The sequence below is a fragment of the Actinacidiphila sp. bgisy144 genome, assembly GCF_057708105.1.
In genome coordinates, this window is the sequence record NZ_JBYIRM010000023.1 from 94,115 (window position 1) to 117,574 (window position 23,460).

Here is a 23,460-nt window from a genome sequence, read left to right on the forward strand (position 1 = left end):
CCGGGCCGACCGGGGCCGACCTAGCGTGAGCGCTGTACCGGTCATCGGTTGAGCGGAAGGTCTTACCCAGGATGCCGCAGCCCTTCGTCCTGCCCGCGTTCTACGTGCCGTACCCGGCGCGGTTGAACCCGCACCTCGAAAGTGCCCGGGAGCACTCGAAGGAGTGGGCCCGGCGGATGGCGATGATCGAGGGCTCGGGCGTCTGGGCGGAGTCGGACTTCGACGCGCACGACTACGCCCTGCTGTGCGCGTACACCCACCCGGACGCGCCGGGGCCGGAGTTGGACCTCGTCACGGACTGGTACGTGTGGGTGTTCTTCTTCGACGACCACTTCCTGGACATCTTCAAGCGCACCCCGGACATGGCGGGTGCGAAGGCGTACCTGGACCGGCTGCCCGCCTTCATGCCGGTGGACCTCGCGCAGGAGGTCCCGGAGCCGACGAACCAGGTGGAGGCGGGCCTGGCCGACCTGTGGCGGCGGACGGTGCCGCAGATGTCGGAGGGCTACCGGCGGCGGTTCCACGAGAGCACCCGGCACCTGCTGGAGGAGTCGCTGTGGGAGCTGTCGAACATCAGCGCCGGGCGGGTGGCGAACCCGATCGAGTACATCGAGATGCGCCGCAAGGTCGGCGGGGCGCCGTGGTCGGCGAACCTGATCGAGCACGCGGCGGGCGCCGAGGTGCCCGACGTGATCGCGGCCAGCCGCCCGATGCGGGTGCTGCGCGACTGCTTCGCGGACGCGGTGCACCTGCGCAACGACCTGTTCTCCTACCAGCGGGAGATCGAGGACGAGGGCGAACTGTCCAACGCCGTGCTGGTGCTGGAGCGCTTCCTCGACCTCGGCCCGCAGGAGGCCGCCGACGCGGTGAACGACCTGCTGACCTCGCGGCTGCACCAGTTCGAGCACACCGCGCTGACCGAAGTGGAGCCGCTCTTCGAGGAGTTCGGGCTCGACCCGGCGCAGCGGCTGGCGGTGTTCGGCTATGTGAAGGGGTTGCAGGACTGGCAGTCCGGCGGCCATGAGTGGCATCTGCGCTCCAGCCGCTACATGAACGGCGCGGACAGCGCGTCGCGGGCGGTGGGCGCGCTCAGCGGGCCGACCGGCCTGGGCACCTCGGCCGCGCAGATCGCCGCCTCGCTCGCCGGGACGCTGCCGCAGCGCGCCCGCGCCTACGGCCACGCGCCCTTCCGGCCGGTCGGCCGCCTGCGGCTGCCCGCGGTGCCGATGCCGTTCGCCACGACGCTCAGCCCGCACCTGGACGCCGCCCGGGCGCACAACGCGGCCTGGAGCCGCCGGATGGGCCTGCTGGACCCCGAGCCGGGCGGCCCGCTGCCGGAGGGCCTGTGGAACGCGGGGCAACTGGCCGACTACGACTTCGCGCTGTGCGCGGCGGGCATCCATCCGGCCGCGTCGCCCGAGCAGTTGGACCTGGTCACGGACTGGCTGACCTGGGGCACCTACGGCGACGACTACTACCCGGTGGTCTTCGGCCGCTCCGGCGACCTGGCGGCGGCCCGGATCACCACCGAGCGCTTCAAGCTGTTCATGCCGCTGGACGCGGGCGCGGTGCCGCCGCCGCTGACCGCGCTGGAGCGCTCGCTCGCCGACCTGTGGCGGCGCACCGCGGGCCCGATGGCCCCGGCCGAGCGGCGGAGCTTCCGCGCCTCGATCGACGACATGTGCGCGAGCTGGCTGTGGGAGCTGGCCAACCAGCGGCTGAACCGGGTGCCGGACCCGGTGGACTACATCGAGATGCGCCGCAAGACCTTCGGCTCGGACCTGACGATGAGCCTGACCCGGATCGGCCACGGCGACACGCTGCCGGACGAGGTCTACCGCTCCCGGCCGGTGCACGGCATGGAGGTCGCCGCCCAGGACTTCGCCTGCCTGCTCAACGACGTGTTCTCCTACCGTAAGGAGATCGAGTTCGAGGGCGACCTGCACAACGCGGTATTGGTGGTGCAGAACTTCCTGGACTGCGGCCCGCAGCAGGCGATGGACGTCGTCGGGGACCTGATGGCCGCCCGCATGGCGGAGTTCCAGCACATCACCGAGCACCAACTCCCGTCGCTCTTCACCGAGTTCGACCTCGACGAGCCGGGGCGCGAGATGCTGCTCCGCTATGTGCGGGAGCTGCGGGACTGGATGGCCGGCATCCTCACCTGGCACGAAGGGTGCGCCCGCTACACCGATGAGGCCCTGGTGCGCCACCATCCGCACGCCCCGGCCGCGGCGGCCGTGCGGCACCCGTGGAGCGCGTGGACGATCCCCTCGGGCCCGGGCCTGTCCGCGGCCCGGCTGGCGTCCCTGCTGGGCGGGCGCTGACCGCCGCCCGCCCGGCCGGTCAGTAGCGGTACGGGTCGTAGGGGTCGGCGTACTCCTGCTGCTGCGGCTGCGGCTGCTCGTACGGCGGCTGCTGCGGCTGCTGCGGGATGTACGCCTGCTGCTGGTCGTAGGGCTGGGGGGGATCGTAGGGCTGCGGGGCCTCGTAAGGCTGCGGGTCGTAGGGCTGCTGGCCGTAGCCCTGCGGCCCGTACTGCTGCTGGCCGCCGTAGCCGTAGTCGCCGTACGGCTCCGCCGCGGGCTGCTGCGGGGAGGACTGCGCGAACTGCCAGTCCCCGCCGCTGCCGTACCCGGCGCCGTAGCTGTCGCCGTCGGTGGCGCGGGAGTTGCCGAACACGTCCTGCTCGTCCGGGTCGTAGCCGTACGAGGCGGCGGCCGCCGCGGGCTGCTCCTGGTAGCCGCCGCCGTCCTGGCCGGCACCCTGCTGCGCGTCCTGCTGGGGGCCGTGTGGGGAGCCCTGCTCCCAGGACGGCTGCTGCTCGTAGCCGGTCCAGCTCTGGTAGCCCTGCGCGCCGTACCCCTCGTAACCGCCGCTGGTGTACGGGTCGGGCGTGTACGTCGACTGGCCGTCGAAGAGCGGGTACTCGCCGCTGTCGTCGGGCAGCGGAACCGGCTGGTAGACGGCCTGCTCGGCGCCGTAGCCGTCCTGGCCGTCGCCGGGCACCGGCGGGAAGTCGTGCACCGCGGTGGCGCCCATCCCCGCCAATTGCTCGGCGGAGACGTCCGGTTGGGCCCCGTCGGGGGTGTCCGGCTCGATCGGGCCGACCGCCAGCACCGGTTCGGCCGGGCGGGCCCCCGCCGACCTGCGGCGCCGGCTGGAGCTGGGGCGGCCGCCTATCGCCCAGCCGGCGGAGAAGCCGCGCTTGTAGGAGAGCGTGACCATGCTCTGCCCGGCGCCGAAGGCGACCGCGCCCAGCAGGATGAGCACGATGCTGCGGTCGGCGACCCCCACCACCAGGCCGAGGAAGCCGGCGAAGGCCAGCACCCGCCACCGCAGCCGGGCCTTGTACTGGAGCAGCACCTCGCCCAGCAGCCACAGCGCGACGATGCCGAACGCGATGTAGAGCACCGAGTAGCCCATGTGCCCACTTCCTCACCTAGGGGCGGTCGCCCGCGGTCACGCCGCCCGCTGGTGCAGCCCGAGGTTCTCGTAGATCTCCAGCGATGCGGTGGAGTGGTTAAGAGTAATGAAGTGGAGCCCCGGGATGTCCTCGTCCATGAGGCGCCGGCACATCCGCGTGGTGAACTCGATGCCGATCTTCCGCACCTCCGCCGGGTCGTCCTGCACCGCGAGGATGCGTTCGGCCAGCTCAGGAGGGAAGGGCGCGTTGCCGAGCTGCGAGAAGCGCTCGATCTGCCGGACGTTCGTGACGGGCATCACCTCGGGGATCACCGGCACCGTGCAGCCCGCGCTGTCCACCCGGTCGCGCAGCCGCAGGTACGCCTCGGGGTCGAAGAACATCTGGGTGATCGCGAAGTCCGCGCCCGCCCGGCACTTGTCGAGGAAGTGCCGGGTGTCCTCCACCGGGTCCGTCGAGCGCGGGTGCATCTCGGTGAACGCCGCGACGCCGACGCAGAAGTCCCCGGACTCCTTGACCAGCCGCACCAGCTCGGCCGCGTACGTCAGGCCCTGCGGGTGCGCCACCCACTCGCCCATCGGGTCGCCGGGCGGGTCGCCGCGCACCGCGAGGATGTTGCGGATGCCGGCGTCGGCGTACTGGCCGATGATGTTGCGCAGTTCGGCGACCGAGTGGTTCACCGCGGTCAGGTGGGCGCACGGGGTCAGCGTGGTGTCCGACACGATGCGGTCGGTGGCCCGTACGGTGCCCTCCCGCGAGGAGCCGCCGGCGCCGTAGGTGACCGACACGAACGTCGGACGGACAGCTTCGATCCGCCGGATCGCGTTCCACAGCGTGCGCTCGCCCTTCTCCGTACGCGGCGCGGCGAACTCGAAGGAGTAGGAGCGGTGGCCGGACGCGAGCAGCTCACGGATCGTGGTCGCGCGGTCCGTACGTGTGGATGAAGTCCCCAAGGCCATGTCAGCAGGCTAACGTGTGGCGGCCACCACACGTTAGTGCGTCCAGCCACTCCCGGGGGGCCGCTGCCGCGGAGAACGGTGCCGGACAGGGGCGCGGGGAACTGCGCGACCAGCCCTGTTCCGTGGTGCAGGTCGTCACCGGCCCGAAGGGGCTGTTGCTGTCGTGTCCGGACCACCGGCCGGAAGCTGGTTGCTCGCGCAGTTCCCCGCGCCCCTGTCGGGCACCGTGCAGCGGATCGTGCGGGTCAGGGCAGCCGCGGCTTCGTGGGGGGCGGGGGAACCGGTGATCGCGCGGACGACGACGATGCGGGGGGCGCCGGCGGCGAGGACGTCGGGGAGGGTGGTGGCGTCGATCCCGCCGATCGCGAACCAGGGCCGGGCCGGGCGGAGCGCGGCGGCGTGGCGGACGAGGTCGAGCCCGGGTGCGGGGCGCCCGGGCTTCGTGGGGGTCGGCCAGACCGGCCCGGTGCAGAAGTAGTCGACGCCGGGCTGGACGGCGGCGGCGTCGACCTCCGCGGCGGTGTGGCAGGAGCGGCCGATGAGGACGTCGGGGCCGAGGATCGCGCGGGCGGCGGGGACCGGCAGGTCGTCCTGGCCGAGGTGGAGGATGTCGGCGCGGGCGGCGTGGGCGATGTCGGCGCGGTCGTTGACGGCGAGGAGCTTGCCGTGGCGGCGGCAGGCGTCGCGGAGGATCTCCAGCGCGGCCAGTTCCTGGCGGGCCTCGATGCCCTTGTCGCGGAGCTGGATGATGTCCACCCCGCCGCGCAGTGCGGCGTCCGCGAACGCGGCGAGGTCGCCGCGGCCGGTGCGCGCGTCGGTGCACAGGTAGAGCCGGGCGGCGGCGAGGCGGTCGGACGCGGTCGGGGTGGGCATCGCGGGCTCCCGGGGTCGGTGCGCCCCGGTGCGGGCCGCCGCCGCGCGCGTCCGCGGGTGCGGTACGGGCGGCGGCCGGCGGCCCCGGCAGGGCGCGGGCTACACGGCGAGCGCCTGCGCGCGGCGCTTCACCTCGGTCCCGCGATTCTCGCGCAGCGCGTTGGCGGGGGTGCCGGGCAGGGTCGGGTCGGGCGTGAAGAGCCACTCCAGGGCCTCGTCGTCCGTGAACCCGTCGTCCTTCAGGAGGGTCAGGGTGCCGGGCAGGCCCTTCACGATCTTGCCGTCTCCGATGAAGTCGCTCGGCACCATCAGCACCTTGTTCTCCCCGCGCCGGACCGCGATGAGCTGCCCTTCCTTGATCAGCGGCCGGATACGGGTCACTTCGAGGCCGAGCCGCTCCGCGACCTCGGGCAGGGTGAGCCAGGAGGGGACGAGAGCGTCAATGTGCGCGTCAACCGACGAGTAAACAGTCACGGGACAAGCCTGCCACCTGCGGCTGACAATCGCCCCCACCGCTGAGCCGTCACGGTGTCCCCCGCGCTCCCGCGGCAGGCGTCAGTGCGGCACCGCGGCCTTGAGCGGCACCGCCGGGTCCGCGGCGAGCGCCGGGTCCGGCTCGGCACCCTGGGTGATCAGCTTGCGGCCCTGCGCCATGTCCCGGGGCCGCCCCACCGCGAGCACCGCCACCAGCACGCCGCGGCGCAGCCACAGCACCGACCAGGAGTCGCCGGACGGGTCGCCGCGGCGGACCATCGTGTCCTCGTCCCGGTGGAACCCGGCGTACTGCACGAACCGCCCGAACTGCTCGGACCAGAAGTACGGCACCGGGTCGTACGCCTCCTCGCCGCCGAGCAGGTTCGCGGCGGCGGTGCGCGGGCCCTGGACCGCGTTGTCCCAGTGGTGGACGAGCAGCCGCCGGTGGTAGCGGGCGGAGGGGAAGGACGCGCAGTCGCCGACCGCGTACACGTCGGGCGCGGTGGCCCGCAGCCGCTCGTCGGCGCGCACCGCGCCCTGGGGGTCCAGGGTGACCCCGGAGCCGGCCAGCCAGCCGGTGGCGGGGCGCGCGCCGATCCCGACCACCACGGCGCCGGCCGCCAGGCGGCTGCCGTCGGCGAGCACCACCCCGCCCGCCGCGGCCTCGGCCACGGTGGTGCCGGTCAGCAGGGTCACGCCGGCCTCGTCGTACCAGCCGGTCATGTGCGCGGTGACGGACGCGGGCAGCACACCGGACAGCGGGCGGTCGGCGGCTTCGACCACCGTCACCTCGCAGCCGGCCTTGCGGGCCGCGGTCGCGAACTCCGCGCCGATCCAGCCGGCGCCGACCACCACGACGTGCTCGCGCCGCTCCAGGACCGGGCGCAGCGCGGCGGCGTCGTCCAGGGTGCGCAGCGGGTGGACGCCGGGGCGGCCGGCGGTGCCGGGCAGCGCCACCGGGTAGGCGCCGGTGGCCAGGACGAGCGCGTCATAGGCCACCAGGCCCGCGTCGGTGACGAGTTGGCGTGCCGCGGCGCGCAGCGCCTGCGCGTGCACGCCCAGCCGCAGGTCCACCTCCAAGGCGGCGAAGTCGACGTCGAACCGCACGTCGGCCAGGGCGCCGCCCTCCGCGCCCAGCAGCACCGCCTTCGACAACGGGGGGCGGTCGTACGGCGGGTGGGGCTCGTCCCCCAGCAGGGTGATCCGGCCGCGCCAGCCCTGCTGCCGCAGCTCGACGGCCGTCTGCACGCCGGCCATGCCGGCCCCCACGATCACTGCGTGACGCTCGCTCACCGGGACACGTTAGCGCGTCGGGGCGGCGCCGGGGCGGGGGTCGGGGCGGCCCGTCCACCGCGGTGGACGCGGCGGCGCCCGCCGGCGGGCCCTCGGTTAAGCTGACCGGAAGCGAATTCGCGGGAGCCCGGACGCACCGGGCTGAGAGGGCGGCTGGCCGGCCGCCGACCGTACGAACCTGATCCGGGTCATGCCGGCGAAGGGAGCAGCCGAGACTCATGCGTACCCGAACAGCGGACGTCCTCGTCGTGGGGGGCGGCATCATCGGCCTGGTGACGGCGTGGCGCGCCGCCCAGCGCGGGCTGTCGACGGTGGTGGCCGACCCGTCCCCCGGCGGCGGCGCCGCCCATGTCGCGGCGGGGATGCTCGCCGCGGTCACGGAGTTGCAGTACGGCGAGCAGACGCTGCTCGACCTGAACCTGGCGTCGGCGGCGCGCTATCCGGACCTGGTCGCGGAGTTGGCCGACGCCACCGGTCTGGACACCGGCTACCGGCCGTGCGGCACCCTCGCGGTGGCGCTGGACGCGGACGACCGGGCGGACCTGCGCGACCTGCACGCCTTCCAGACCTCGCTGGGGCTGGCCGCGCAGTGGCTGACCGGGCGGGACTGCCGCCGGCTGGAGCCGCTGCTCGCCCCCGGGGTGCGCGGCGGGCTGCGGGTGGACGGCGACCACCAGGTCGATCCGCGGCGGCTGGCGGCGGCGCTGCTGCGGGCGGCGTGCTCGGCGGGCGTGGAGTTCGTACGGGCGAAGGCGGCGCGGGTGCTGTGCGCGGGCGACCGGGTCACCGGCGCCGAACTCGCCGACGGCACCCGGGCGGTGGCGGGGCGCACCGTGCTGGCCGCGGGCTGCGAGAGCGGCCGGCTGGCGGGGCTGCCGCCGGACGCGCTGCCGCCGGTGCGGCCGGTGAAGGGGCAGATCCTGCGGCTGCGGATGCCGGCCGGGCGGGCGCCGTTCCTGTCCCGCACGGTCCGTGCGGTGGTCCGCGGCAGCCATGTCTACCTGGTGCCGCGGGAGAACGGGGAACTGGTGCTCGGCGCGACCAGCGAGGAGTTCGGCTGGGACACCGCGGTGACCGCGGGCGGCGTCTACCAACTGCTGCGGGACGCGCACGACCTGGTGCCCGGCATCACCGAACTCCCCCTCACCGAGACCCTCGCGGGGCTGCGGCCCGGCTCGCCGGACAACGCGCCCCTGCTCGGGCCCTCCCACCTGGACGGCCTGCTGCTGGCCACCGGGCACCACCGCAACGGGGTGCTGCTCACGCCCGTCACCGGGGACGTCCTCGGCCATGTCCTGGACACCGGACGGCTGCCGCGGTACGCCGAGCCGTTCGCCGCCGGGCGGTTCGCGGCCGTACGTGAGGAGCAGACGGTATGACGATCAGCGTGCTCGTCAACGGGGAGCCGCGCGCTCTGGAGGAGCCGATCGCGCTCGGTGCGCTCGTCGCCCGGTACGGCGCGGCGACCACCGGGGTGGCCGCCGCGCTCAACGAGGCGGTGGTGCCGCGCTCGCGCTGGTCGGCGACCCGGCTCGCCGACGGCGACCGGGTGGAGATCCTCACCGCGGTCCAGGGGGGCTGAGCGTTGCACACGACACCGTCGGCGCAGGCCGCGCCGTCCGCGTCGCCTGACGGGGCTGATCCGCTGCGGATCGGCGACGCCGTGTTCGGGTCCCGGCTGATCATGGGCACCGGCGGGGCGCCGAGCCTCGACGTGCTGGAGCGGGCGCTCGTCGCCTCCGGTACGGAGCTGACGACCGTCGCGATGCGGCGGCTGGACCCCACCGCGAAAGGTTCCGTGCTGTCCGTGCTGAGCCGGTTGGGGGTTCGTGTCCTGCCGAACACGGCCGGCTGCTTCACCGCGGGCGAGGCCGTCCTCACCGCGCGGCTCGCCCGGGAGGCGCTCGGCACCGACTGGGTCAAGCTCGAAGTGATCGCCGACGAGCGGACGTTGCTGCCCGATCCGGTCGAACTCCTCGACGCTGCCGAGACGTTGGTGGACGACGGGTTCACGGTGCTGCCGTACACCAGCGACGACCCCGTGCTCGCCCGCAAGTTGGAGGATGTCGGGTGCGCGGCGGTCATGCCGCTCGGCTCGCCGATCGGCTCCGGGCTCGGGATTCGCAACCCGCACAACTTCCAGCTCATCGTCGAGCGGGCGTCCGTGCCCGTCATCCTCGACGCCGGGGCCGGCACCGCGTCCGACGCCGCGCTCGCCATGGAACTCGGGTGCGATGCCGTCATGCTCGCGTCCGCCGTCACCCGGGCGCAGCGGCCCGTGCTCATGGCCGCGGCCATGCGGGAGGCCGTTTCCGCCGGCCGGCTCGCCCACCGGGCCGGGCGTATCCCCCGCAGGTACGGTGCCCTCGCTTCGACCCCCTCGAACGGCGCCCTCTCCCTGGGGGCGCCGCCCCCAGCCCCCCGCGCATAGGGCGCCGCCCTCCCCCCGCGCCCCCGCGTCCTGCCCCCTCCCGTCCCCGTCCACCCCAGGCCCGCTCCGGCTGGTCGCGCAGTTCCCCGCGCCCCTGGGTACTGCCCCCTCCCGTCCCCGTCCACCTCACGGTGCACTCTGGCTGGCCGCGCAGTTCCCCGCGCCCCTGGTTTTGCTCGGCCCCTCCCGCGAAAGAAGCCAGCGCCCCACAGGGGCGCGGGGAACGGCGCGGCCAGCGCACCACACGGCGGCAGCCGGGGGCGGGACGGGACCGTCGCGGCGGGGGCCGTGGGGCCCGCAGGGCGGGAGGAGGGGGACGGAGACGGTTACAACCGCGTAGCGAATCCGCACGGGTGGGACACATTGCGCCGTGATCCCGCGGTTGGGTGCGAACCGCCTCGTAGAATCGGTGGCCGTGGACACCAGCGTGGAGGACCCGCTCGTCGGGCAGACGCTCGACGGGCGCTATCTGGTCGAGGAGCGCATCGCCGTCGGCGGGATGGCGACGGTCTACCGCGCCGTGGACACCCGGTTGGACCGGGAGCTCGCCCTGAAGGTGATGCACCCGCGCCTCGCGGACGACGCGGTGTTCGTGGAGCGCTTCATCCGCGAGGCGAAGGCGGTCGCGAAGCTCGCGCACCCGAACGTGGTGGGCGTCTTCGACCAGGGCACGGACGGCACGTACGTGTACCTGGCGATGGAGTACGTCGCGGGCTGCACGCTGCGGGACGTGCTGAGGGAGCGCGGGGCGCTCCAGGTCCACGCGGCGCTGGACATCATGGAACCGGTGCTCGCGGCGCTGGGCGCGGCGCACCGCGCGGGTCTGGTGCACCGGGACATGAAGCCGGAGAACGTGCTGATCGGCGACGACGGCCGGGTGAAGGTCGCCGACTTCGGCCTGGTGCGGGCGATCGACACGAAGACGAGCGCGTCGACGGGCGTGGTGCTGGGCACCGTGTCGTACCTGGCGCCGGAGCAGATCGGCCACGGCACCGTGGACCAGCGGGCCGACGTGTACGCGTGCGGCGTGGTGCTCTACGAGATGCTGACCGGCCGCAAGCCGTACGACGGCGACACCCCGATGAAGGTGATGTACCAGCACGTCAACGAGGACGTGCCGCCGCCTTCCGCGGTCGTGCCGACCGTACCGCCGCTGCTGGACGCGCTGGTGGCGCGGGCCTGCGCCCGCCCGCAGCAGCAGCGCCCGGCGGACGCGGTGGAACTGCTCGCCGAGACCCGTACGGCGCGGGCGGCGCTGACCGCGGAGGAGCTGGACGCGCGCCCGGCCGGACCGGCGGCACCCGAGCCCGCCGACCAGGTGCACGCCGACGAGGTGCCCACCGACGAGGTGCCGCCCGTACTGCCGCCCGGTTCCGAGGAGCCCACCAGCGTGGTGGCGCGGCCCGACGGCGCGGTCCCGGACCGCACCACCCGCCTGCTGCTGCCCACCCCGCCGCCGGACGACCCTCCCCCCGCCCCGGCACCCGGGTGGGCGCGCTCGCGCCGCGGCCCGCTCGCCGTGCTCGTCGCCCTGCTGGTCGTCCTCGGGGTCGGCGCGGGCGTCTGGTACATCAACGACGGCCAGTTCACGACGGTCCCCGGTGTGCTGTCGCTGCCGCAGGCGAAGGCCGAGCAGAAGATCGAGCAGGCCGGGCTGGACAGCAAGGTGAAGCAGGGCTTCTCGCTGACAGTGCCGCGCGGCAGCGTGATCGCCACCGACCCCTCCCCCGGCCGGCGCATCCGCGGCAACGGCACGGTGACCCTGACGGTCTCCAAGGGCCCCCAGCACGTCCGGGTGCCCGACGTCGCCGGGCGCGACCTGGCCACCGCCCGCAAGGAGATCAAGGCCGCGGGCCTGGTGCCGGGCACGGTCACCCAGGCATACAGCAACGACGTGCCGCGCGGCCGGGTCGTGTCCACCGACCCGCTGGGCACCACCCAGACCGACCCGGGCAAGCGCGTCTCGATCACCGTCTCGCGCGGCGCCCCCGTCGACATCCCCGACGTGGTCGGCGAGTCGGTCACCGACGCGCAGCAGGACCTGGAGGCGGCCGGGCTGAAGGTGGTGCTCGCGCCGGGCAAGGTCTTCTCCGACGTGGCCGACAAGGACAAGGTCGCGCTGGAGTCCCCGGGCGCCGGGGGCCAGGCCGCCGCGGGCGACTCGGTGACGATCACGGTCTCCAAGGGCCAGCAGCAGTTCCCGGTGCCGGACGTGACCGGGAAGAAGACGGGCGACGCGAAGAAGATCCTCACCGCCGCCGGCTTCGAGGTGCGGGTGATCAACCTCTTCTTCAGCGGTACCGTGTTCAGCCAGTCCCCCGACGGCGGCAGCCAGGCCCCCAAGGGCGCGACGATCACCCTCTGGGCGCGCTGACCGACTCTGGATGCGCTGACCGACCCTGGGTGCCCTGACCGACCCGAACGACGAGCTGTGAAGACCGGTGACGGACGAGTGAACGAGCAGACCGCGCCCGGGCGCCGCCGCAATCCGGTCGGCGCGCACGTGCCGGTGGCGGGCGGCCTGGCCACCAAGGGCCTGGGCTACGCCGAGCAATTGGGCGCGGAGGCGGTGCAGGTCTTCGTGGCCAACCCCCGGGGCTGGGCGACCGGCCCGGGTGATCCGGCGCAGGACGAGGAGTTCCGCGCCCGCTGCGCCGACGCGGACATCCCCGCGTACGTGCACGCGCCGTATCTGATCAACTTCGGCTCGCACACGCCGGAGACCGTCGACCGCTCGGTGGCGTCGCTGCGGCACTCGCTGCGCCGGGGGCGGCGGATCGGGGCGCTCGGGGTGGTGGTGCACACCGGTTCCGCGACCGGCGGCCGCCCCCGGGAGGCCGCGCTGGCGCAGGTACGGGAGCGGGTGCGGCCGCTGCTGGAGGAGCTGACGCACGACGACGACCCGTGGCTGCTGCTGGAGTCGACCGCCGGGCAGGGGTCCTCGCTGTGTTCGCTGGCGGAGGACCTGGGGCCGTATCTGGACGCGCTGGACCGGCATCCGCGGGTCGGGCTGTGCCTGGACACCTGCCATGTGTTCGCCGCCGGGCACGACATCGCGGCGCCCGGCGGGGTGGACCGGATGTTCGCGGAGATCGAGGGGGCCGCGGGGGCGGGGCGGCTGCGGCTGATCCATGCGAACGACTCGAAGGCGGGGTGCGGGGCGCACCTCGACCGCCACGAGAATATTGGTGCCGGGCGGATCGGGGTGGAGGCCTTCCGTGAGGTTCTGGCCCACCCGGCGACGGACGGGGTGCCCTTGGTCATCGAGACTCCGGGGGGAGTTGAAGGGCACGCTTCTGACGTGAAGTTGCTCCAGTCCCTTCGGGGGGAGTGACCCCTTACGGCCGCGTCTGCCCCTTCAGGCAGTGGCGATCCACTCGTACGTTCTGGCTGGTCGCGCCGTTCCCCGCGCCCCTTTAGGGCGCCCGGCGGGGTGAGCCGGGATCAGAGTTCGGGGCCGTCGCCCGGGGATTCCTGGAAGGAGTAGCGCTGTTCGTGCCAGGGGTCGGCGAGGTTGTGGTAGCCCCGTTCCTCCCAGAAACCGCGGCGGTCGGCCGTCATGTACTCGATGCCCCGCACCCACTTGGGGCCCTTCCAGGCGTAGAGGCGGGGCACGACGAGGCGGACGGGGAAGCCGTGTTCGGCGGTGAGGGGCTGGCCGCCCTGGTGGGTGGCGAAGATCGTGAGGTCGTCGAGGAACTCCTCGATCCGCAGGTTGGAGCTGAAGCCGTACTCGGCCCAGACCATGACGTGGGTGACGTCGGCCGCCGGGGGCGCGAGTTCGGCGACGGTGGCGGCGGAGACCCCGCCCCACTCCATGCCGGTCATCGAGAACTTGGTGACGCAGTGGAAGTCGGCGACCACGGTGGTGTACGGCAGCGCGGAGAACTCGTCGTGGTTCCACACCGGGCGGGCGCCGTGCACGGTGGCGCCGAAGACGCGGAAGTCCCAGCGCTCGGGGCGGAAGCGGGGCACGGGCCCGTAGTGCGTGACCGGCCAGCCCCGCTGGAGCCGCTGCCCCGGGGGGAGCCGCCCCTCCGGATGCGCTTGCCGACTCATACGTCCATGGTGACAGACCGGACACCGTGCTCGGGCCGCGGGCCGGGCGGCGCCGACACCGTAAGCGTGCACTTACTGGATCGAACGGTCACGCGGTGCAAGGATGCGCGGACATATCGGGCCCGAACGGGAAGGACGGCGTTGCCATGCAGGGCGACCCCGAGGTCATCGAGTTCCTCAACGAGCAGTTGACCGCCGAGCTGACCGCGATCAACCAGTACTTCCTGCACGCGAAAATGCAGGACAACTTCGGGTGGACGAAGCTCGCGAAGAACACCAGGGCCGAGTCGTTCGACGAGATGCGGCACGCGGAGATCATCACCGACCGCATCCTGCTGCTGGAGGGGCTGCCGAACTACCAGCGGCTGTTCCATGTGCGGGTGGGGCAGACCGTCACCGAGATGTTCCAGGCCGACCGGCTGGTGGAGGTCGAGGCGATCGACCGGCTGCGGCGCGGCATCGACCTGATGCGGTCGAAGTCCGACGTGACCTCGGCCCGGCTGTTCGAGGACATCCTCAAGGACGAGGAGCACCACATCGACTACCTGGACACGCAGCTCGGCCTGATCGAGAAGCTGGGCGAGCCGCTGTACATCGCGCAGCAGATCGAGCAGCCGGAGAGCTGATCCGCCCCTGAGGTGCGCGGCCGCGGGTCAGGCGACGCGCCGCAGCGGTCGGAGGGCGGGCGGCGCGGGGTCCGGCCGCGGGATCTCCGGCTGCGCGAGATCGGCCGGGGCCGGCCCGGCCGCAGCGGCCGGGGCGGCCAGCCCGTGGCGGGTGACGCAGCCGTCGCCGCGGCCCAGCACCGCCTGGATGCGCTTGACGCAGGACCCGCAGTCCGTGCCTGCCTTGCAGGCGGAGGCTATCTGGCGCGGGGTGCAGCGGCCCTCTTCGGCGTGCTGCTTCACCTGCTGCTCGGTGATGCCGAAGCACGAGCAGACGTACACGCGGTCACCACCGATCCAGGGCCAGAAGCTGAGGTAACCCTTACCTTACCCAGACGGTCGCGCGGAAGAAAAGCCGGGAGGGGCGCGTACCGGTGTGATACGCGCCCCTCCGCGGATACTTCTCGAAGCCGGCACCGACGGGCCGGGTGCCGGCGCCCGCTGCTACTGGCCCCGGTACATCTCGGCGACCAGGAACGCCAGGTCGAGCGACTGGCTGCGGTTGAGCCGCGGGTCGCACGCCGTCTCGTACCGCTGGTGCAGGTCGTCGACGAAGATCTCGTCGCCGCCGCCGACGCACTCGGTGACGTCGTCGCCGGTCAGCTCCACGTGGATGCCGCCGGGGTGGGTGCCGAGGCCGTGGTGGACCTCGAAGAAGCCCTTCACCTCGTCCAGGACGTCGTCGAAGCGGCGGGTCTTGTGGCCGGAGGCGGCCTCGAAGGTGTTGCCGTGCATGGGGTCGCTGACCCACACCACTTTCGCCCCGGACGCGGTGACCTTCTCCACCAGCGTCGGCAGCTTGTCGCGGACCTTGTCCGCGCCCATCCGCACCACGAAGGTGAGCCGGCCGGGCACCCGGTCCGGGTCGAGGCGGTCGATGTAGGCGAGCGCCTCCTCCGGGGTGGTCGACGGGCCGAGCTTCACCCCGATCGGGTTGCCGATCTGCGCGGCGAACTCGATGTGCGCGCCGTCGAGTTGCCGGGTGCGCTCGCCGATCCACAGCATGTGGCCGGAGACGTCGTAGAGCTTGCCGGTCCGCGAGTCGGTCCGGGTCAGCGCCGTCTCGTAGTCGAGCAGCAGCGCCTCGTGGGAGGCGTAGAACTCGACGGTGCGGAACTCGGCCGGGTCGGTGCCGCAGGCGGCCATGAAGGTCAGCGCGCGGTCGATCTCGCGGGCGAGGGCTTCGTACCGCTGCCCGGACGGCGAGGACTTCACGAAGTCCTGGTTCCAGGCGTGCACCTGGCGCAGGTCGGCGTAGCCGCCGGTGGTGAAGGCGCGCACCAGGTTCAGCGTGGCGGCGGAGGTGTGGTACATCCGCTTCAGCCGCTGCGGGTCGGGCACGCGGGCCTCGGCGGTGAACTCGAAGCCGTTCACCGAGTCGCCGCGGTAGGTCGGCAGCGTCACGCCGTCGCGGGTCTCGGTCGGCTTGGAGCGCGGCTTGCTGTACTGGCCGGCGATCCGGCCGACCTTCACCACCGGCACCGAAGCGGCGTAGGTGAGCACCGCTCCCATCTGGAGCAGCGTCTTGAGCTTGTTGCGGATCTGGTCCGCGCCCACGGCGTCGAACGCCTCGGCGCAGTCGCCGCCCTGGAGGAGGAACGCCTTGCCCTCGGCCACTTCGGCCATGCGGGCGCGCAGCTGGTCGCACTCGCCGGCGAAGACCAGCGGCGGATACGAGGCGAGCTCGGCGATCACGTCGCGCAGCGCCTCGGGGTCGGGCCATTCAGGCTGCTGCGCCGCGGGAAGAGACTGCCAGGTACGGGTCCCGGCATGGGTTTCGGCATTCACGGTCACGGGCCCCACCCTACGTGGTCGGGTCGGGCCCGGACCGCTGCGCTCAGTGGATGAGACGTTCCACCCCGTGTGCGGATCGTCGCCGCCCGGTTGCGGTAGGCTCGGGACCATGACCGCGATGATCACCCGCACCACCCAGCACTCCTGCTGGCGGACCGCTTCCACGGCGGCCCGTTAGACATCGCGCGCAGAACACGTCGCGAAGGCCGCCCGAGGGCGGCCTTCGGTGTTTCCGGGTCCGGCCGCCCTTCCCGTCCGTCGCCCGCCGAGAACGTCCAGGAACGTCCAGGAAGGAACGCCCGCCGTGCCCCACTCCGCCCCGCCCCCCAGCGCCGCCCGGCTCGTCCAGCGCCTGCTCGACCCCGCCTGCCCGCCCTTCGCCCTGCTGCACCGCCGCACCCCCGGCCGCCCGCAGGACGTGGTCGAGGTGCTGCTCGGCCCCGTCGAGCAGGTCGACACGCTCGCCGGCATCCCGCTGCCCTCCGGCTCCCCCGGCGCCCCGGTCACCGACGCGCTGGCCCTGGTGCCCTTCCGGCAGATCCGCGAGCGGGGCTTCGACGTCCATGACGACGGCACCCCGCTGGCCGTCCTGCGCCCGCAGGAGGTGTACGAACTCCCGCTCGCCGAGGTGCGGGACGCGCTGCGGGAGCTGCCGGGCGGGTCCGAAGTGCGGGTCGAGGGCGGCGCGTTCGACGTGGACGACGACGCGTACGCGCGGATCGTGCGGCAGGTGCTCGAGGAGGAGATCGGGCGCGGCGAGGGCGCCAACTTCGTGATCCGGCGCACCTTCCGCGGTGTCGTGCCGGACTTCGGGCCGGCGGCGGCGCTGGAGCTGTTCGGCCGGCTGCTGCGCGGCGAGCGGGGCGCGTACTGGACGTACACCGTGCACACCCCCGAGCGGACGCTGGTGGGCGCCAGCCCGGAGGTCCATGTGCGGATGTCCGGCCGGACCGTGGTGATGAACCCGATCAGCGGCACCTACCGCTACCCGGCGCAGGGGCCGTCGGCGGACGGGCTGCTGGAGTTCCTGCACGACCCGAAGGAGGTGGAGGAGCTGACCATGGTCGTGGACGAGGAGCTGAAGATGATGTGCACGGTCGGCGACCGGGGCGGCGTCGTGGTCGGGCCGCGGCTGAAGGAGATGGCGCACCTCGCGCACACCGAGTACGAACTGCGCGGCCGCTCCAGCATGGACGTGCGGGAGGTGCTGCGGGAGACGATGTTCGCCGCGACCGTCACCGGCTCGCCGGTGCAGAACGCCTGCCGGGTGATCGAGCGGTACGAGCCCCGCGGCCGCGACGGCGCCGGGCGCGGCTACTACGCGGGCGCGCTGGCGCTGCTCGGGCGGGACGCGGGCGGCGCCCAGACGCTGGACTCGCCGATCCTGATCCGCACCGCCGACATCTCGCCCGCCGGTGAGCTGAAGGTGCCGGTCGGCGCGACCCTGGTGCGGCACTCCGACCCGTACGCGGAGGTGGCCGAGACGCACGCGAAGGCCGCCGGGGTGCTCACCGCGCTGGGGGTGCTCCCGCCGCGGCCGCCGGCCGCCCCCGCGCCGGGCTCCGACCCGGGTACGGCCGCGCCGCGGCTGGCCGACGACATCCGGGTGCGGGCCGCGCTGGACGCCCGCCGCTCCCGGCTCGCCCCGTTCTGGCTGCGGATGCGGACGCCGGCCCCGGCGCGGGACGGCGCGGCCGGGCCGGTGCTGGTGGTGGACGCCGAGGACACCTTCACCGCGATGCTCGCGCATGTGCTGCGCGCCGCCGGCCGCACGGTGGCCGTACGGCGCTACGACGAGCCCGGGCTGCGGGAGGCGGCGCTGTCGCACGCCGGGCCGGTGGTGCTGGGCCCGGGCCCGGGCGACCCGGCGGAGACCGCCGACCCGAAGATGGGCTTCCTGCGGGCGCTCACCGCGGACCTGGTGCGCGACCACGCGCATGGGCTGCTCGGGGTGTGCCTGGGCCATGAGCTGGTCGCGGCCGAACTCGGCCTGGACCTGGTCCGCAAGGACCGCCCGGCGCAGGGCGCGCAGGAGGTGGTCGACTTCTTCGGCACCCGGACCACGGTGGGCTTCTACAACACCTTCACGGCCCGCTGCGACGCCGACGCCGCCGAGGAACTGGCCATGCACGGCATCGAGGTGAGCCGGGACCCGGCGAGCGGCGACATCCACGCGCTGCGCGGGCCGGGCTTCGCCGGGGTCCAGTTCCACCCGGAGTCGGTGCTCTCGCTGGACGGCGCCGCGCTGGTGGCCGGGCTGCTCGACCACGTGGGCGCGACCTCGCGGGCGGTCCGCCCGCCGGTGTAGCGGCACCGGGCCGCGGGGCCGTCCGGCCGCATCCGGCCGGGCGGGCCCGCGCGGCCAGACGGCCCCGCGCGGTCAGACGGCCAGCGGCTCGGGGTGCCCGGCCTGCTGCGGGGCGCGGCCGAGGAGGTCGCCGACGAGGTGGGCGACGGCGTCGAGCAGGCCCTCCTCGGACGTGGTGCCGTCGAGCACCAGGTCGGCCCGGTCCCGGGCGGGGGCGACGTACTCCGCGTGCCGTTCCCGCCCGCTGAGCAGGTAGTTGCGCAGCGACAGGCCCGGGTCCTGGCCGAACACCTCGATCTTGCGCAGGATCTTGCGGGCCAGCCGGATGTCGTCGGGGGTGTCCACGTACACCCGCCAGGTGGCCCGCTCGGCGACCGCCCGCAGGGTGAGCGCGAACAGGCCCTCCACGACCACGAGCCGGTACCGGCCGCAGCCGGCCGCCGCGTCGACCGCCTCGGCGACGGCGTCCTCGTCGATGGAGCCGGGATGGTTCCAGTCCAGCGTCTCCGCGCCGGTCGCGCTCAGCGTCCGCACCCCGCGCTGCGGGTCGTGCGCGGGCACGTAGAAGTCGTCGAGGTGGACGAGACCGACGGTCTCGGGATGATGCCGCGCCAGCGCCTCGGCAAGGGTGGACTTGCCGGAAGCGGTGCCGCCTGCGACCGCGAGTACGGGCACCGCGTGCCCTCCCACAACACCCGTCATACCGGGCGCTCCTCAAGATGCTCAGAAAGGTGGGGACAGAAGACCAGAAAGGGGGTGTTCGAAGCGGCCGGACATGCCGGGTGGAGGGATCGTAGGGCCGGTGGGCGGCCTACGGCAAGCGCTCTTGGCGCGCCGCGGCACGCGTCGGCGCCGGGCCGGTTCCGGCCGGTCCGCCGGGCGTCCGCACGGCCCCCGGCTCAGCGGTTCCCGCCGGTGTCCCCGCTGCCGTCGCCGTCGCCGTCCTCGTCGTCGAGACCGCGGGCGATCGCGTAGCGCACCAGCTCGACCCGGTTGTGCAGTTGGAGCTTGCCGAGGGTGTTCTGCACGTGGTTCTGCACGGTGCGGTGCGAGATGACCAGCCGCTGGGCGATCTGCTTGTAGCTCAGGCCCTTGGCGACCAGCCGCAGCACCTCCGTCTCCCGCTCGGTCAGCCGCGGCGCGGCCGGCTCGTCGGGCTGCGCCGGGGGCGGCTCGGTGGCGAGCCGGCGGTACTCCCCCAGCACCAGCCCGGCCAGCCCCGGGGTGAAGACCGGGTCGCCGGCCGAGGTGCGGCGCACCGCGTCCACCAGTTCGTCCCGCCCGGCGGACTTCAGCAGGTATCCGGTCGCACCGGACTTGACCGCCTCCAGCACGTCGGTGTGCTCGCCGCTGGCCGACAGCACCAGCACCCGCAGCGCTCCGTCGTGCGCGATGGCCTCCTTGCACACCTGCACCCCGGACGCGCCGGGCAGGTTGAGGTCGAGCACCAGCACCTGCGGGCGGGCCGCGCGGGCCCGACGGATCGCCTCGGGCCCGTCGCCCGCGGTGGCGACCACCTCGAAGCCCGCCTCGGCGAGGTCGCGGGCGACCGCGTCCCGCCACATCGGGTGGTCGTCGACGACCATCACCGTCACGGGCCGGTCCGGTCCGGTGTGCTCGGCGGTGCCGAGGGTCATGGTGTGCTTCCTCCCCCTCCGGTCCGGCCGGTGTCTGCGGCGCCGGCCGGTTCGTTGCGTACGCCCGAGGCTACCGGGCCGCCGGGCGCGGCTGCCGTCCGCCGCGGTGCCTTCGGCAGGCGCAGTTCCACCTCCGTGCCCTGGCCGGGTACGGAGACGAGTTCGGCGCCGCCGCCCAGGTCGCGCAGCCGGCCGCGGATGGACTGGGCCACGCCCAGCCGGCCCTCGCGCGCCGCCGCGGCGAGCCGCCCCTCCGGGATGCCGGGGCCGTCGTCCCGCACGGTCACCAGCACCGCGTCCGGCTCGTCCTCCAGCAGTATCCAGGCGTGCGCCTGCTCGCCCGCGTGGCGGCGCACGTTGTCCAGGGCCGCGCCGACCGCCGCCGCCAACTCGGCCGCGGCGCCCGGGTCCAGCGGCACCGGGGTGCCCGGCGCGGAGACGGTGACGCGGCCGGAGGCGTACCGGGACAGCAGCGGGCGCAGGTCCGCGGGGCCGTCCGGCGCGGGCGTACCGCCGGCGGGCGGGGGCGGCTCCGGGGCCGGGGCGCCCGAGATCAGGGAGCGCAGCGCCACCTCCTGCTCGCCGGCCAGCCGGCCGAGTTCCGCGGCCTCGCCGCCCGCCTGGTCGCCGCGGCGCTGCACCATCGCCAGCACCTGGAGGACGTTGTCGTGGATGTCGCGGGCCAGCCGCTCGCGTTCGCGGGTGGCCGCCTCGATCTGGAGCGCCCGGGCGAGGGTGCGCTCGCTCGCCCGGGCGACCTCCACGACGTAGCCGATGGCGATCGCCGCGATCCACACCAGGACCAGGTTGTGCAGGGTCTCGGGGCTGGCCGTGCCGCGCTCGACGAGGTCGGCGACCGCGACCACGGAAGCGGCCGGCGCGGCCCACCGCCAGCCGCCCTTCACCGCCCAGGCCAGCACCGAGCCGGCCGTCCAGATCGACGGCAGCGTGAAGGAGCCGGACGCTATCCGCTCGGGGACGTCGACCACGGAGGTGAGCAGCACCCCGCTGACGGCGACGACCAGATCGGCGACCAGGAACGGCGGGGTGCACCGCTCCGCGTTGCGCAGCCGGCCCAGCGTCGCGAACGTCCACACCACCAGGGCGCCCATGTACACGCCGCCCGGCAACGGGTGGCGCAGCGACGGGTACGCGTGGACGTACAGCGCCACGGCGTATCCGCAGGTCAGTACGCGGTAGGCGGCCAGCGCACGCCACAGCGGCAGTTCCACCGACATCTTCACGGCCACGGATTCCCTTCCCCCGGTCCGCCAAGTCTGCACGGTCTCGCGGGGTGCCCGGGCGGCTACGCGGTGGGCGGGTCGGTGTGCTCCCTGTCGGTGGGTGCCGTGTCGGTGTGCTCCGTGTCGGTGGGTGCCGCGTCGCTCTTCGCGGCGGCCGCCTTCGCCGCCTCCGCCTTCGCCGCCTCGGCGATCTGCCGCTTGGCGGCGGTCGCGTAGATGTCGACGTACTCCTGGCCGGACAGCTTCATGATCTCGTACATCACCTCGTCGGTGACCGAGCGGAGGATGAACCGGTCCTGCTCCATGCCCTGGTAGCGGGAGAAGTCGAGCGGGCGGCCGATCCTGATGCCGGGCCGGATGGACAGCTTCGGCACGACCTGCCCCACCGGCTGGACCTTCTCGGTGTCGATCATGGCCACCGGGATGACGGGTGCGCCGCTGGCGAGGGCGACCCGGGCCAGGCCGCCGGGCTTGCCGCGGTACAGGCGGCCGTCGGGCGAGCGGGTGCCCTCGGGGTAGATCCCGAACAGCTCGCCGCGCGCCAGTACCGCCAGGCCGCTGTTGATCGCCGCCTCACCGGCGCCGCGCGCGCCCGAGCGGTCCACCGGGAGCTGCCCGACGCCCTTGAAGAACGCGGCCGTCAGCTTGCCCTTCACGCCGGGGGTGGTGAAGTACTCCGCCTTCGCGATGAACGTGACCTGCCGGTCGAGCATCGAGGGCAGGAAGAAGGAGTCCGAGAAGGACAGGTGGTTGCTGGCGAGGATCGCCGGACCCTCCGCCGGGATGTTCTCCAGCCCTTCCACCCAGGGTCGGAAGACCGCCTTGATCGGCTTGCCGAGAACGATCTTCATCGCACCGTAGAACAACAGGGCCTCCTGTAGCCGTCGCGACGACCTTAACCCGCGCACGGCCCGGTAGGGCTTACCGGTGGGGATCGGGTCCGCGTACGCTGAACGTCCGACTCCCGTGTACCCGGGTACGCGTCGTTGAACAGGAGATGCACGATGCCGCTCATGCCCGGAGCCGAACCGTACCGCCACGAAGGCGGCGAGACCGGCGTCCTGATCTGTCACGGCTTCACCGGCACCCCGCAGTCCATGCGGCCGTGGGCCGAGTACCTGGCCGCGCGCGGGCTGACCGTGTCGCTGCCGCTGCTGCCCGGGCACGGCACCCGCTGGCAGGACATGCAGGTCACCGGCTGGCCGGACTGGTACGCCGAGGTGGACCGCGAGCTGCGCTCGCTGCTCGCCTCGTGCTCCCGGGTCTTCGTGTGCGGCCTGTCCATGGGCAGCACCCTGAGCCTGCGGCTGGCCGAGAAGCACGGCACCGCGATCAGCGGCCTGGTGCTGGTCAACCCGTCGGTGAAGGCCGACGGGCTCCAGATCAGGATCGGCTCGGCGCTGCGGCACCTCGTGCCGTCCGCGCCGGGCATCGTCAGCGACATCGCCCGCGAGGGCGCCACCGAACTGGGCTACCCCCGGGTGCCGTTGCGCGCGCTGCGCTCCCTGAACGAGTTCTGGCCGGTGGTGCGTTCGGCGCTGCCCCAGGTCACCCAGCCGGTGCTGCTGCTGCACAGCCGGCAGGACCACGTGGTGCACCCGTCCAACACCGAGCTGGTGCTGGCGAAGATCTCCTCCACCGACGTCACCGAGCGGGTCCTGGAGCGCAGTTACCACGTCGCCACCCTCGACCACGACGCCGAGCAGATCTTCGAGGAGTCGTACGCGTTCATCCGCCGGCTGTCCGCTCCGGCCGCGGCCGAGGAGGTCACCGCAGGTGGCTGACGCCGATCGCGAGGACGAGGGCGCGGCGCCGCTCGACGAGGAGGCCGTGTGGGCGGCCCTGGTGGCCGGTTACGACGAGGAGCCCGCACCCGGCGCCCGGTCCTGGCCCGAGGCCGAGAACGTGCCGCCGGAGCAGCCGAAGCCGGCCCCGCCCGCGGACCCCGGGCCCGCCGTCCCCCCGCCGCCGACCCGCAGCATCGTGATCCACCCGGTGATCTCCGGACCGCGGGACTACGTGGCGGACGACGACGATGACGAGGACGCGCACTACGTCCCGCCGGAGCCACCGCCGCTGCCCGAGGCCGACGTGACCACCAAGTTCGCGTGGATCGCGGTGGTGGGCGGCCCGCTGCTGCTGTTCGCCTTCGTGCTGCTCCAGCTCGACCTGGCCTGGTGGGTGGTCCTGGTCGGGGTCGGCGGGTTCGTCGGCGGGTTCGCGACGCTCGTGGCGCGGATGCGCACCGGCGACGAGGACGACGACCGCCCGGACGGCGGCGCGGTCGTCTGACCGCCCG

At 73.8% G+C, this 23,460-nt stretch carries 22 protein-coding genes and 1 riboswitch; of the genes, 10 read left to right on the plus strand and 12 right to left on the minus strand.

The window, feature by feature from the left end; genetic code table 11:
* Window positions 1–71: 71 nt before the first annotated feature.
* Window positions 72–2,327, plus strand: a complete 2,256-nt coding sequence (locus tag AC3EVP_RS24890; RefSeq protein WP_435133196.1) for a terpene synthase family protein — start codon at window positions 72–74, stop codon at window positions 2,325–2,327.
* Between the two features lie 19 nt (window positions 2,328–2,346).
* Here AC3EVP_RS24890 and AC3EVP_RS24895 read toward each other — a convergent pair whose 3' ends face one another.
* The 5 genes from AC3EVP_RS24895 to AC3EVP_RS24915 form a co-directional block, all read right to left on the minus strand.
* Window positions 2,347–3,426: a hypothetical protein gene (locus tag AC3EVP_RS24895; protein WP_435133199.1), complete on the minus strand. Its 1,080-nt coding sequence runs from the start codon at window positions 3,424–3,426 to the stop codon at window positions 2,347–2,349.
* 36 nt (window positions 3,427–3,462) lie between these two features.
* Window positions 3,463–4,383, minus strand: coding sequence for a methylenetetrahydrofolate reductase [NAD(P)H] (gene metF, locus AC3EVP_RS24900; RefSeq protein ID WP_435133201.1), 921 nt, complete (start codon window positions 4,381–4,383; stop codon window positions 3,463–3,465).
* 135 nt (window positions 4,384–4,518) lie between these two features.
* Window positions 4,519–5,256, minus strand: a complete 738-nt coding sequence (gene thiE / locus AC3EVP_RS24905) for a thiamine phosphate synthase (RefSeq protein ID WP_435133204.1) — start codon at window positions 5,254–5,256, stop codon at window positions 4,519–4,521.
* Between the two features lie 99 nt (window positions 5,257–5,355).
* Window positions 5,356–5,730 (minus strand): Rv2175c family DNA-binding protein, encoded by a 375-nt coding sequence (locus AC3EVP_RS24910; RefSeq protein WP_435133207.1) that lies wholly within the window; start codon window positions 5,728–5,730, stop codon window positions 5,356–5,358.
* Between the two features lie 81 nt (window positions 5,731–5,811).
* A complete protein-coding gene (locus tag AC3EVP_RS24915) occupies window positions 5,812–7,023 on the minus strand; it encodes an NAD(P)/FAD-dependent oxidoreductase (protein WP_335973912.1) in 1,212 nt (403 codons plus the stop codon).
* Window positions 7,024–7,132: 109 nt separating this feature from the next.
* A riboswitch (TPP riboswitch) is annotated at window positions 7,133–7,245 on the plus strand.
* Between AC3EVP_RS24915 and thiO the strand changes: the two genes are divergently transcribed.
* The 5 genes from thiO to AC3EVP_RS24940 all read left to right on the plus strand — a co-directional run bounded on the left by thiO (window position 7,242) and on the right by AC3EVP_RS24940 (window position 12,788).
* Window positions 7,242–8,402 carry a glycine oxidase ThiO gene (thiO, locus tag AC3EVP_RS24920; protein ID WP_435133210.1) on the plus strand — a complete coding sequence of 387 codons (1,161 nt, stop codon included), beginning with the start codon at window positions 7,242–7,244 and terminating at the stop codon, window positions 8,400–8,402. It overlaps the preceding riboswitch by 4 nt.
* Window positions 8,399–8,605, plus strand: a complete 207-nt coding sequence (thiS, locus tag AC3EVP_RS24925) for a sulfur carrier protein ThiS (RefSeq protein WP_435133213.1) — start codon at window positions 8,399–8,401, stop codon at window positions 8,603–8,605. The genes thiO and thiS overlap by 4 nt, the downstream gene beginning before the upstream one ends.
* Before the next feature lie 3 nt (window positions 8,606–8,608).
* The gene (locus tag AC3EVP_RS24930) at window positions 8,609–9,454 is read left to right on the plus strand and encodes a thiazole synthase (RefSeq protein ID WP_335973924.1); all 846 of its coding nucleotides are present in this window, start codon (window positions 8,609–8,611) and stop codon (window positions 9,452–9,454) included.
* A 415-nt stretch (window positions 9,455–9,869) separates the two neighbouring features.
* Complete coding sequence (gene pknB, locus AC3EVP_RS24935; protein ID WP_435133217.1) at window positions 9,870–11,828, plus strand: Stk1 family PASTA domain-containing Ser/Thr kinase; 1,959 nt, start codon at window positions 9,870–9,872, stop codon at window positions 11,826–11,828.
* A gap of 78 nt (window positions 11,829–11,906) precedes the next feature.
* Window positions 11,907–12,788, plus strand: a complete 882-nt coding sequence (locus tag AC3EVP_RS24940; RefSeq protein WP_435133219.1) for a deoxyribonuclease IV — start codon at window positions 11,907–11,909, stop codon at window positions 12,786–12,788.
* A 110-nt stretch (window positions 12,789–12,898) separates the two neighbouring features.
* Here the strand turns inward: AC3EVP_RS24940 and AC3EVP_RS24945 are convergent, their stop codons facing one another.
* Entirely contained in the window at window positions 12,899–13,513 is a 615-nt protein-coding gene (locus tag AC3EVP_RS24945; protein WP_435133222.1) for a sulfite oxidase-like oxidoreductase, read from the minus strand.
* Window positions 13,514–13,659: 146 nt separating this feature from the next.
* Here AC3EVP_RS24945 and bfr point away from each other — a divergent pair, with 146 nt between their 5' ends.
* Window positions 13,660–14,139 carry a bacterioferritin gene (gene bfr, locus AC3EVP_RS24950; protein WP_335973936.1) on the plus strand — a complete coding sequence of 160 codons (480 nt, stop codon included), beginning with the start codon at window positions 13,660–13,662 and terminating at the stop codon, window positions 14,137–14,139.
* 27 nt (window positions 14,140–14,166) lie between these two features.
* Here the strand turns inward: bfr and AC3EVP_RS24955 are convergent, their stop codons facing one another.
* Together AC3EVP_RS24955 and AC3EVP_RS24960 are read right to left on the minus strand one after the other, a co-directional pair.
* Entirely contained in the window at window positions 14,167–14,460 is a 294-nt protein-coding gene (locus tag AC3EVP_RS24955) for a (2Fe-2S)-binding protein (protein ID WP_335973943.1), read from the minus strand.
* 162 nt (window positions 14,461–14,622) lie between these two features.
* Window positions 14,623–15,972 (minus strand): class II 3-deoxy-7-phosphoheptulonate synthase, encoded by a 1,350-nt coding sequence (locus AC3EVP_RS24960; protein ID WP_335973944.1) that lies wholly within the window; start codon window positions 15,970–15,972, stop codon window positions 14,623–14,625.
* A gap of 304 nt (window positions 15,973–16,276) precedes the next feature.
* On the opposite strand from AC3EVP_RS24960, the gene AC3EVP_RS24965 reads away from it, so the two are divergent.
* A complete protein-coding gene (locus AC3EVP_RS24965; protein WP_435133226.1) occupies window positions 16,277–18,280 on the plus strand; it encodes an anthranilate synthase family protein in 2,004 nt (667 codons plus the stop codon).
* Between the two features lie 72 nt (window positions 18,281–18,352).
* Here AC3EVP_RS24965 and AC3EVP_RS24970 read toward each other — a convergent pair whose 3' ends face one another.
* The 4 genes from AC3EVP_RS24970 to AC3EVP_RS24985 all read right to left on the minus strand — a co-directional run bounded on the left by AC3EVP_RS24970 (window position 18,353) and on the right by AC3EVP_RS24985 (window position 22,012).
* A complete protein-coding gene (locus tag AC3EVP_RS24970) occupies window positions 18,353–18,982 on the minus strand; it encodes a uridine kinase family protein (protein ID WP_435133229.1) in 630 nt (209 codons plus the stop codon).
* 197 nt (window positions 18,983–19,179) lie between these two features.
* Complete coding sequence (locus AC3EVP_RS24975) at window positions 19,180–19,917, minus strand: response regulator (RefSeq protein WP_435133231.1); 738 nt, start codon at window positions 19,915–19,917, stop codon at window positions 19,180–19,182.
* Entirely contained in the window at window positions 19,914–21,155 is a 1,242-nt protein-coding gene (gene macS, locus AC3EVP_RS24980) for a MacS family sensor histidine kinase (RefSeq protein ID WP_435133290.1), read from the minus strand. The genes AC3EVP_RS24975 and macS overlap by 4 nt, the downstream gene beginning before the upstream one ends.
* A 68-nt stretch (window positions 21,156–21,223) precedes the next feature.
* Window positions 21,224–22,012, minus strand: a complete 789-nt coding sequence (locus tag AC3EVP_RS24985) for a lysophospholipid acyltransferase family protein (RefSeq protein ID WP_435133234.1) — start codon at window positions 22,010–22,012, stop codon at window positions 21,224–21,226.
* Window positions 22,013–22,165: 153 nt separating this feature from the next.
* On the opposite strand from AC3EVP_RS24985, the gene AC3EVP_RS24990 reads away from it, so the two are divergent.
* On the plus strand, window positions 22,166–22,945 hold the full coding sequence (locus AC3EVP_RS24990; RefSeq protein WP_335973961.1) for an alpha/beta hydrolase: 780 nt from the start codon (window positions 22,166–22,168) through the stop codon (window positions 22,943–22,945).
* Window positions 22,938–23,453: a hypothetical protein gene (locus AC3EVP_RS24995; RefSeq protein WP_335973966.1), complete on the plus strand. Its 516-nt coding sequence runs from the start codon at window positions 22,938–22,940 to the stop codon at window positions 23,451–23,453. Before AC3EVP_RS24990 ends, AC3EVP_RS24995 begins: the two co-directional genes overlap by 8 nt.
* Window positions 23,454–23,460: the final 7 nt, after the last annotated feature.

Bases quoted from the DNA above. Each gene is read 5' to 3' on its own strand.
- AC3EVP_RS24990 (WP_335973961.1), top strand. From the start codon at position 22,166: ATGCCGCTCATGCCCGGAGCCGAACCGTACCGCCACGAAGGCGGCGAG.
- bfr (WP_335973936.1), top strand. From the start codon at position 13,660: ATGCAGGGCGACCCCGAGGTCATCGAGTTCCTCAACGAGCAGTTGACC.
- metF (WP_435133201.1), bottom strand. From the start codon at position 4,383: ATGGCCTTGGGGACTTCATCCACACGTACGGACCGCGCGACCACGATC.
- thiS (WP_435133213.1), top strand. From the start codon at position 8,399: ATGACGATCAGCGTGCTCGTCAACGGGGAGCCGCGCGCTCTGGAGGAG.
- thiO (WP_435133210.1), top strand. From the start codon at position 7,242: ATGCGTACCCGAACAGCGGACGTCCTCGTCGTGGGGGGCGGCATCATC.
- AC3EVP_RS24970 (WP_435133229.1), bottom strand. From the start codon at position 18,982: ATGACGGGTGTTGTGGGAGGGCACGCGGTGCCCGTACTCGCGGTCGCA.
- AC3EVP_RS24890 (WP_435133196.1), top strand. From the start codon at position 72: ATGCCGCAGCCCTTCGTCCTGCCCGCGTTCTACGTGCCGTACCCGGCG.
- thiE (WP_435133204.1), bottom strand. From the start codon at position 5,256: ATGCCCACCCCGACCGCGTCCGACCGCCTCGCCGCCGCCCGGCTCTAC.
- AC3EVP_RS24945 (WP_435133222.1), bottom strand. From the start codon at position 13,513: ATGAGTCGGCAAGCGCATCCGGAGGGGCGGCTCCCCCCGGGGCAGCGG.
- AC3EVP_RS24975 (WP_435133231.1), bottom strand. From the start codon at position 19,917: ATGACCCTCGGCACCGCCGAGCACACCGGACCGGACCGGCCCGTGACG.
- AC3EVP_RS24985 (WP_435133234.1), bottom strand. From the start codon at position 22,012: ATGAAGATCGTTCTCGGCAAGCCGATCAAGGCGGTCTTCCGACCCTGG.
- macS (WP_435133290.1), bottom strand. From the start codon at position 21,155: ATGTCGGTGGAACTGCCGCTGTGGCGTGCGCTGGCCGCCTACCGCGTA.
- AC3EVP_RS24895 (WP_435133199.1), bottom strand. From the start codon at position 3,426: ATGGGCTACTCGGTGCTCTACATCGCGTTCGGCATCGTCGCGCTGTGG.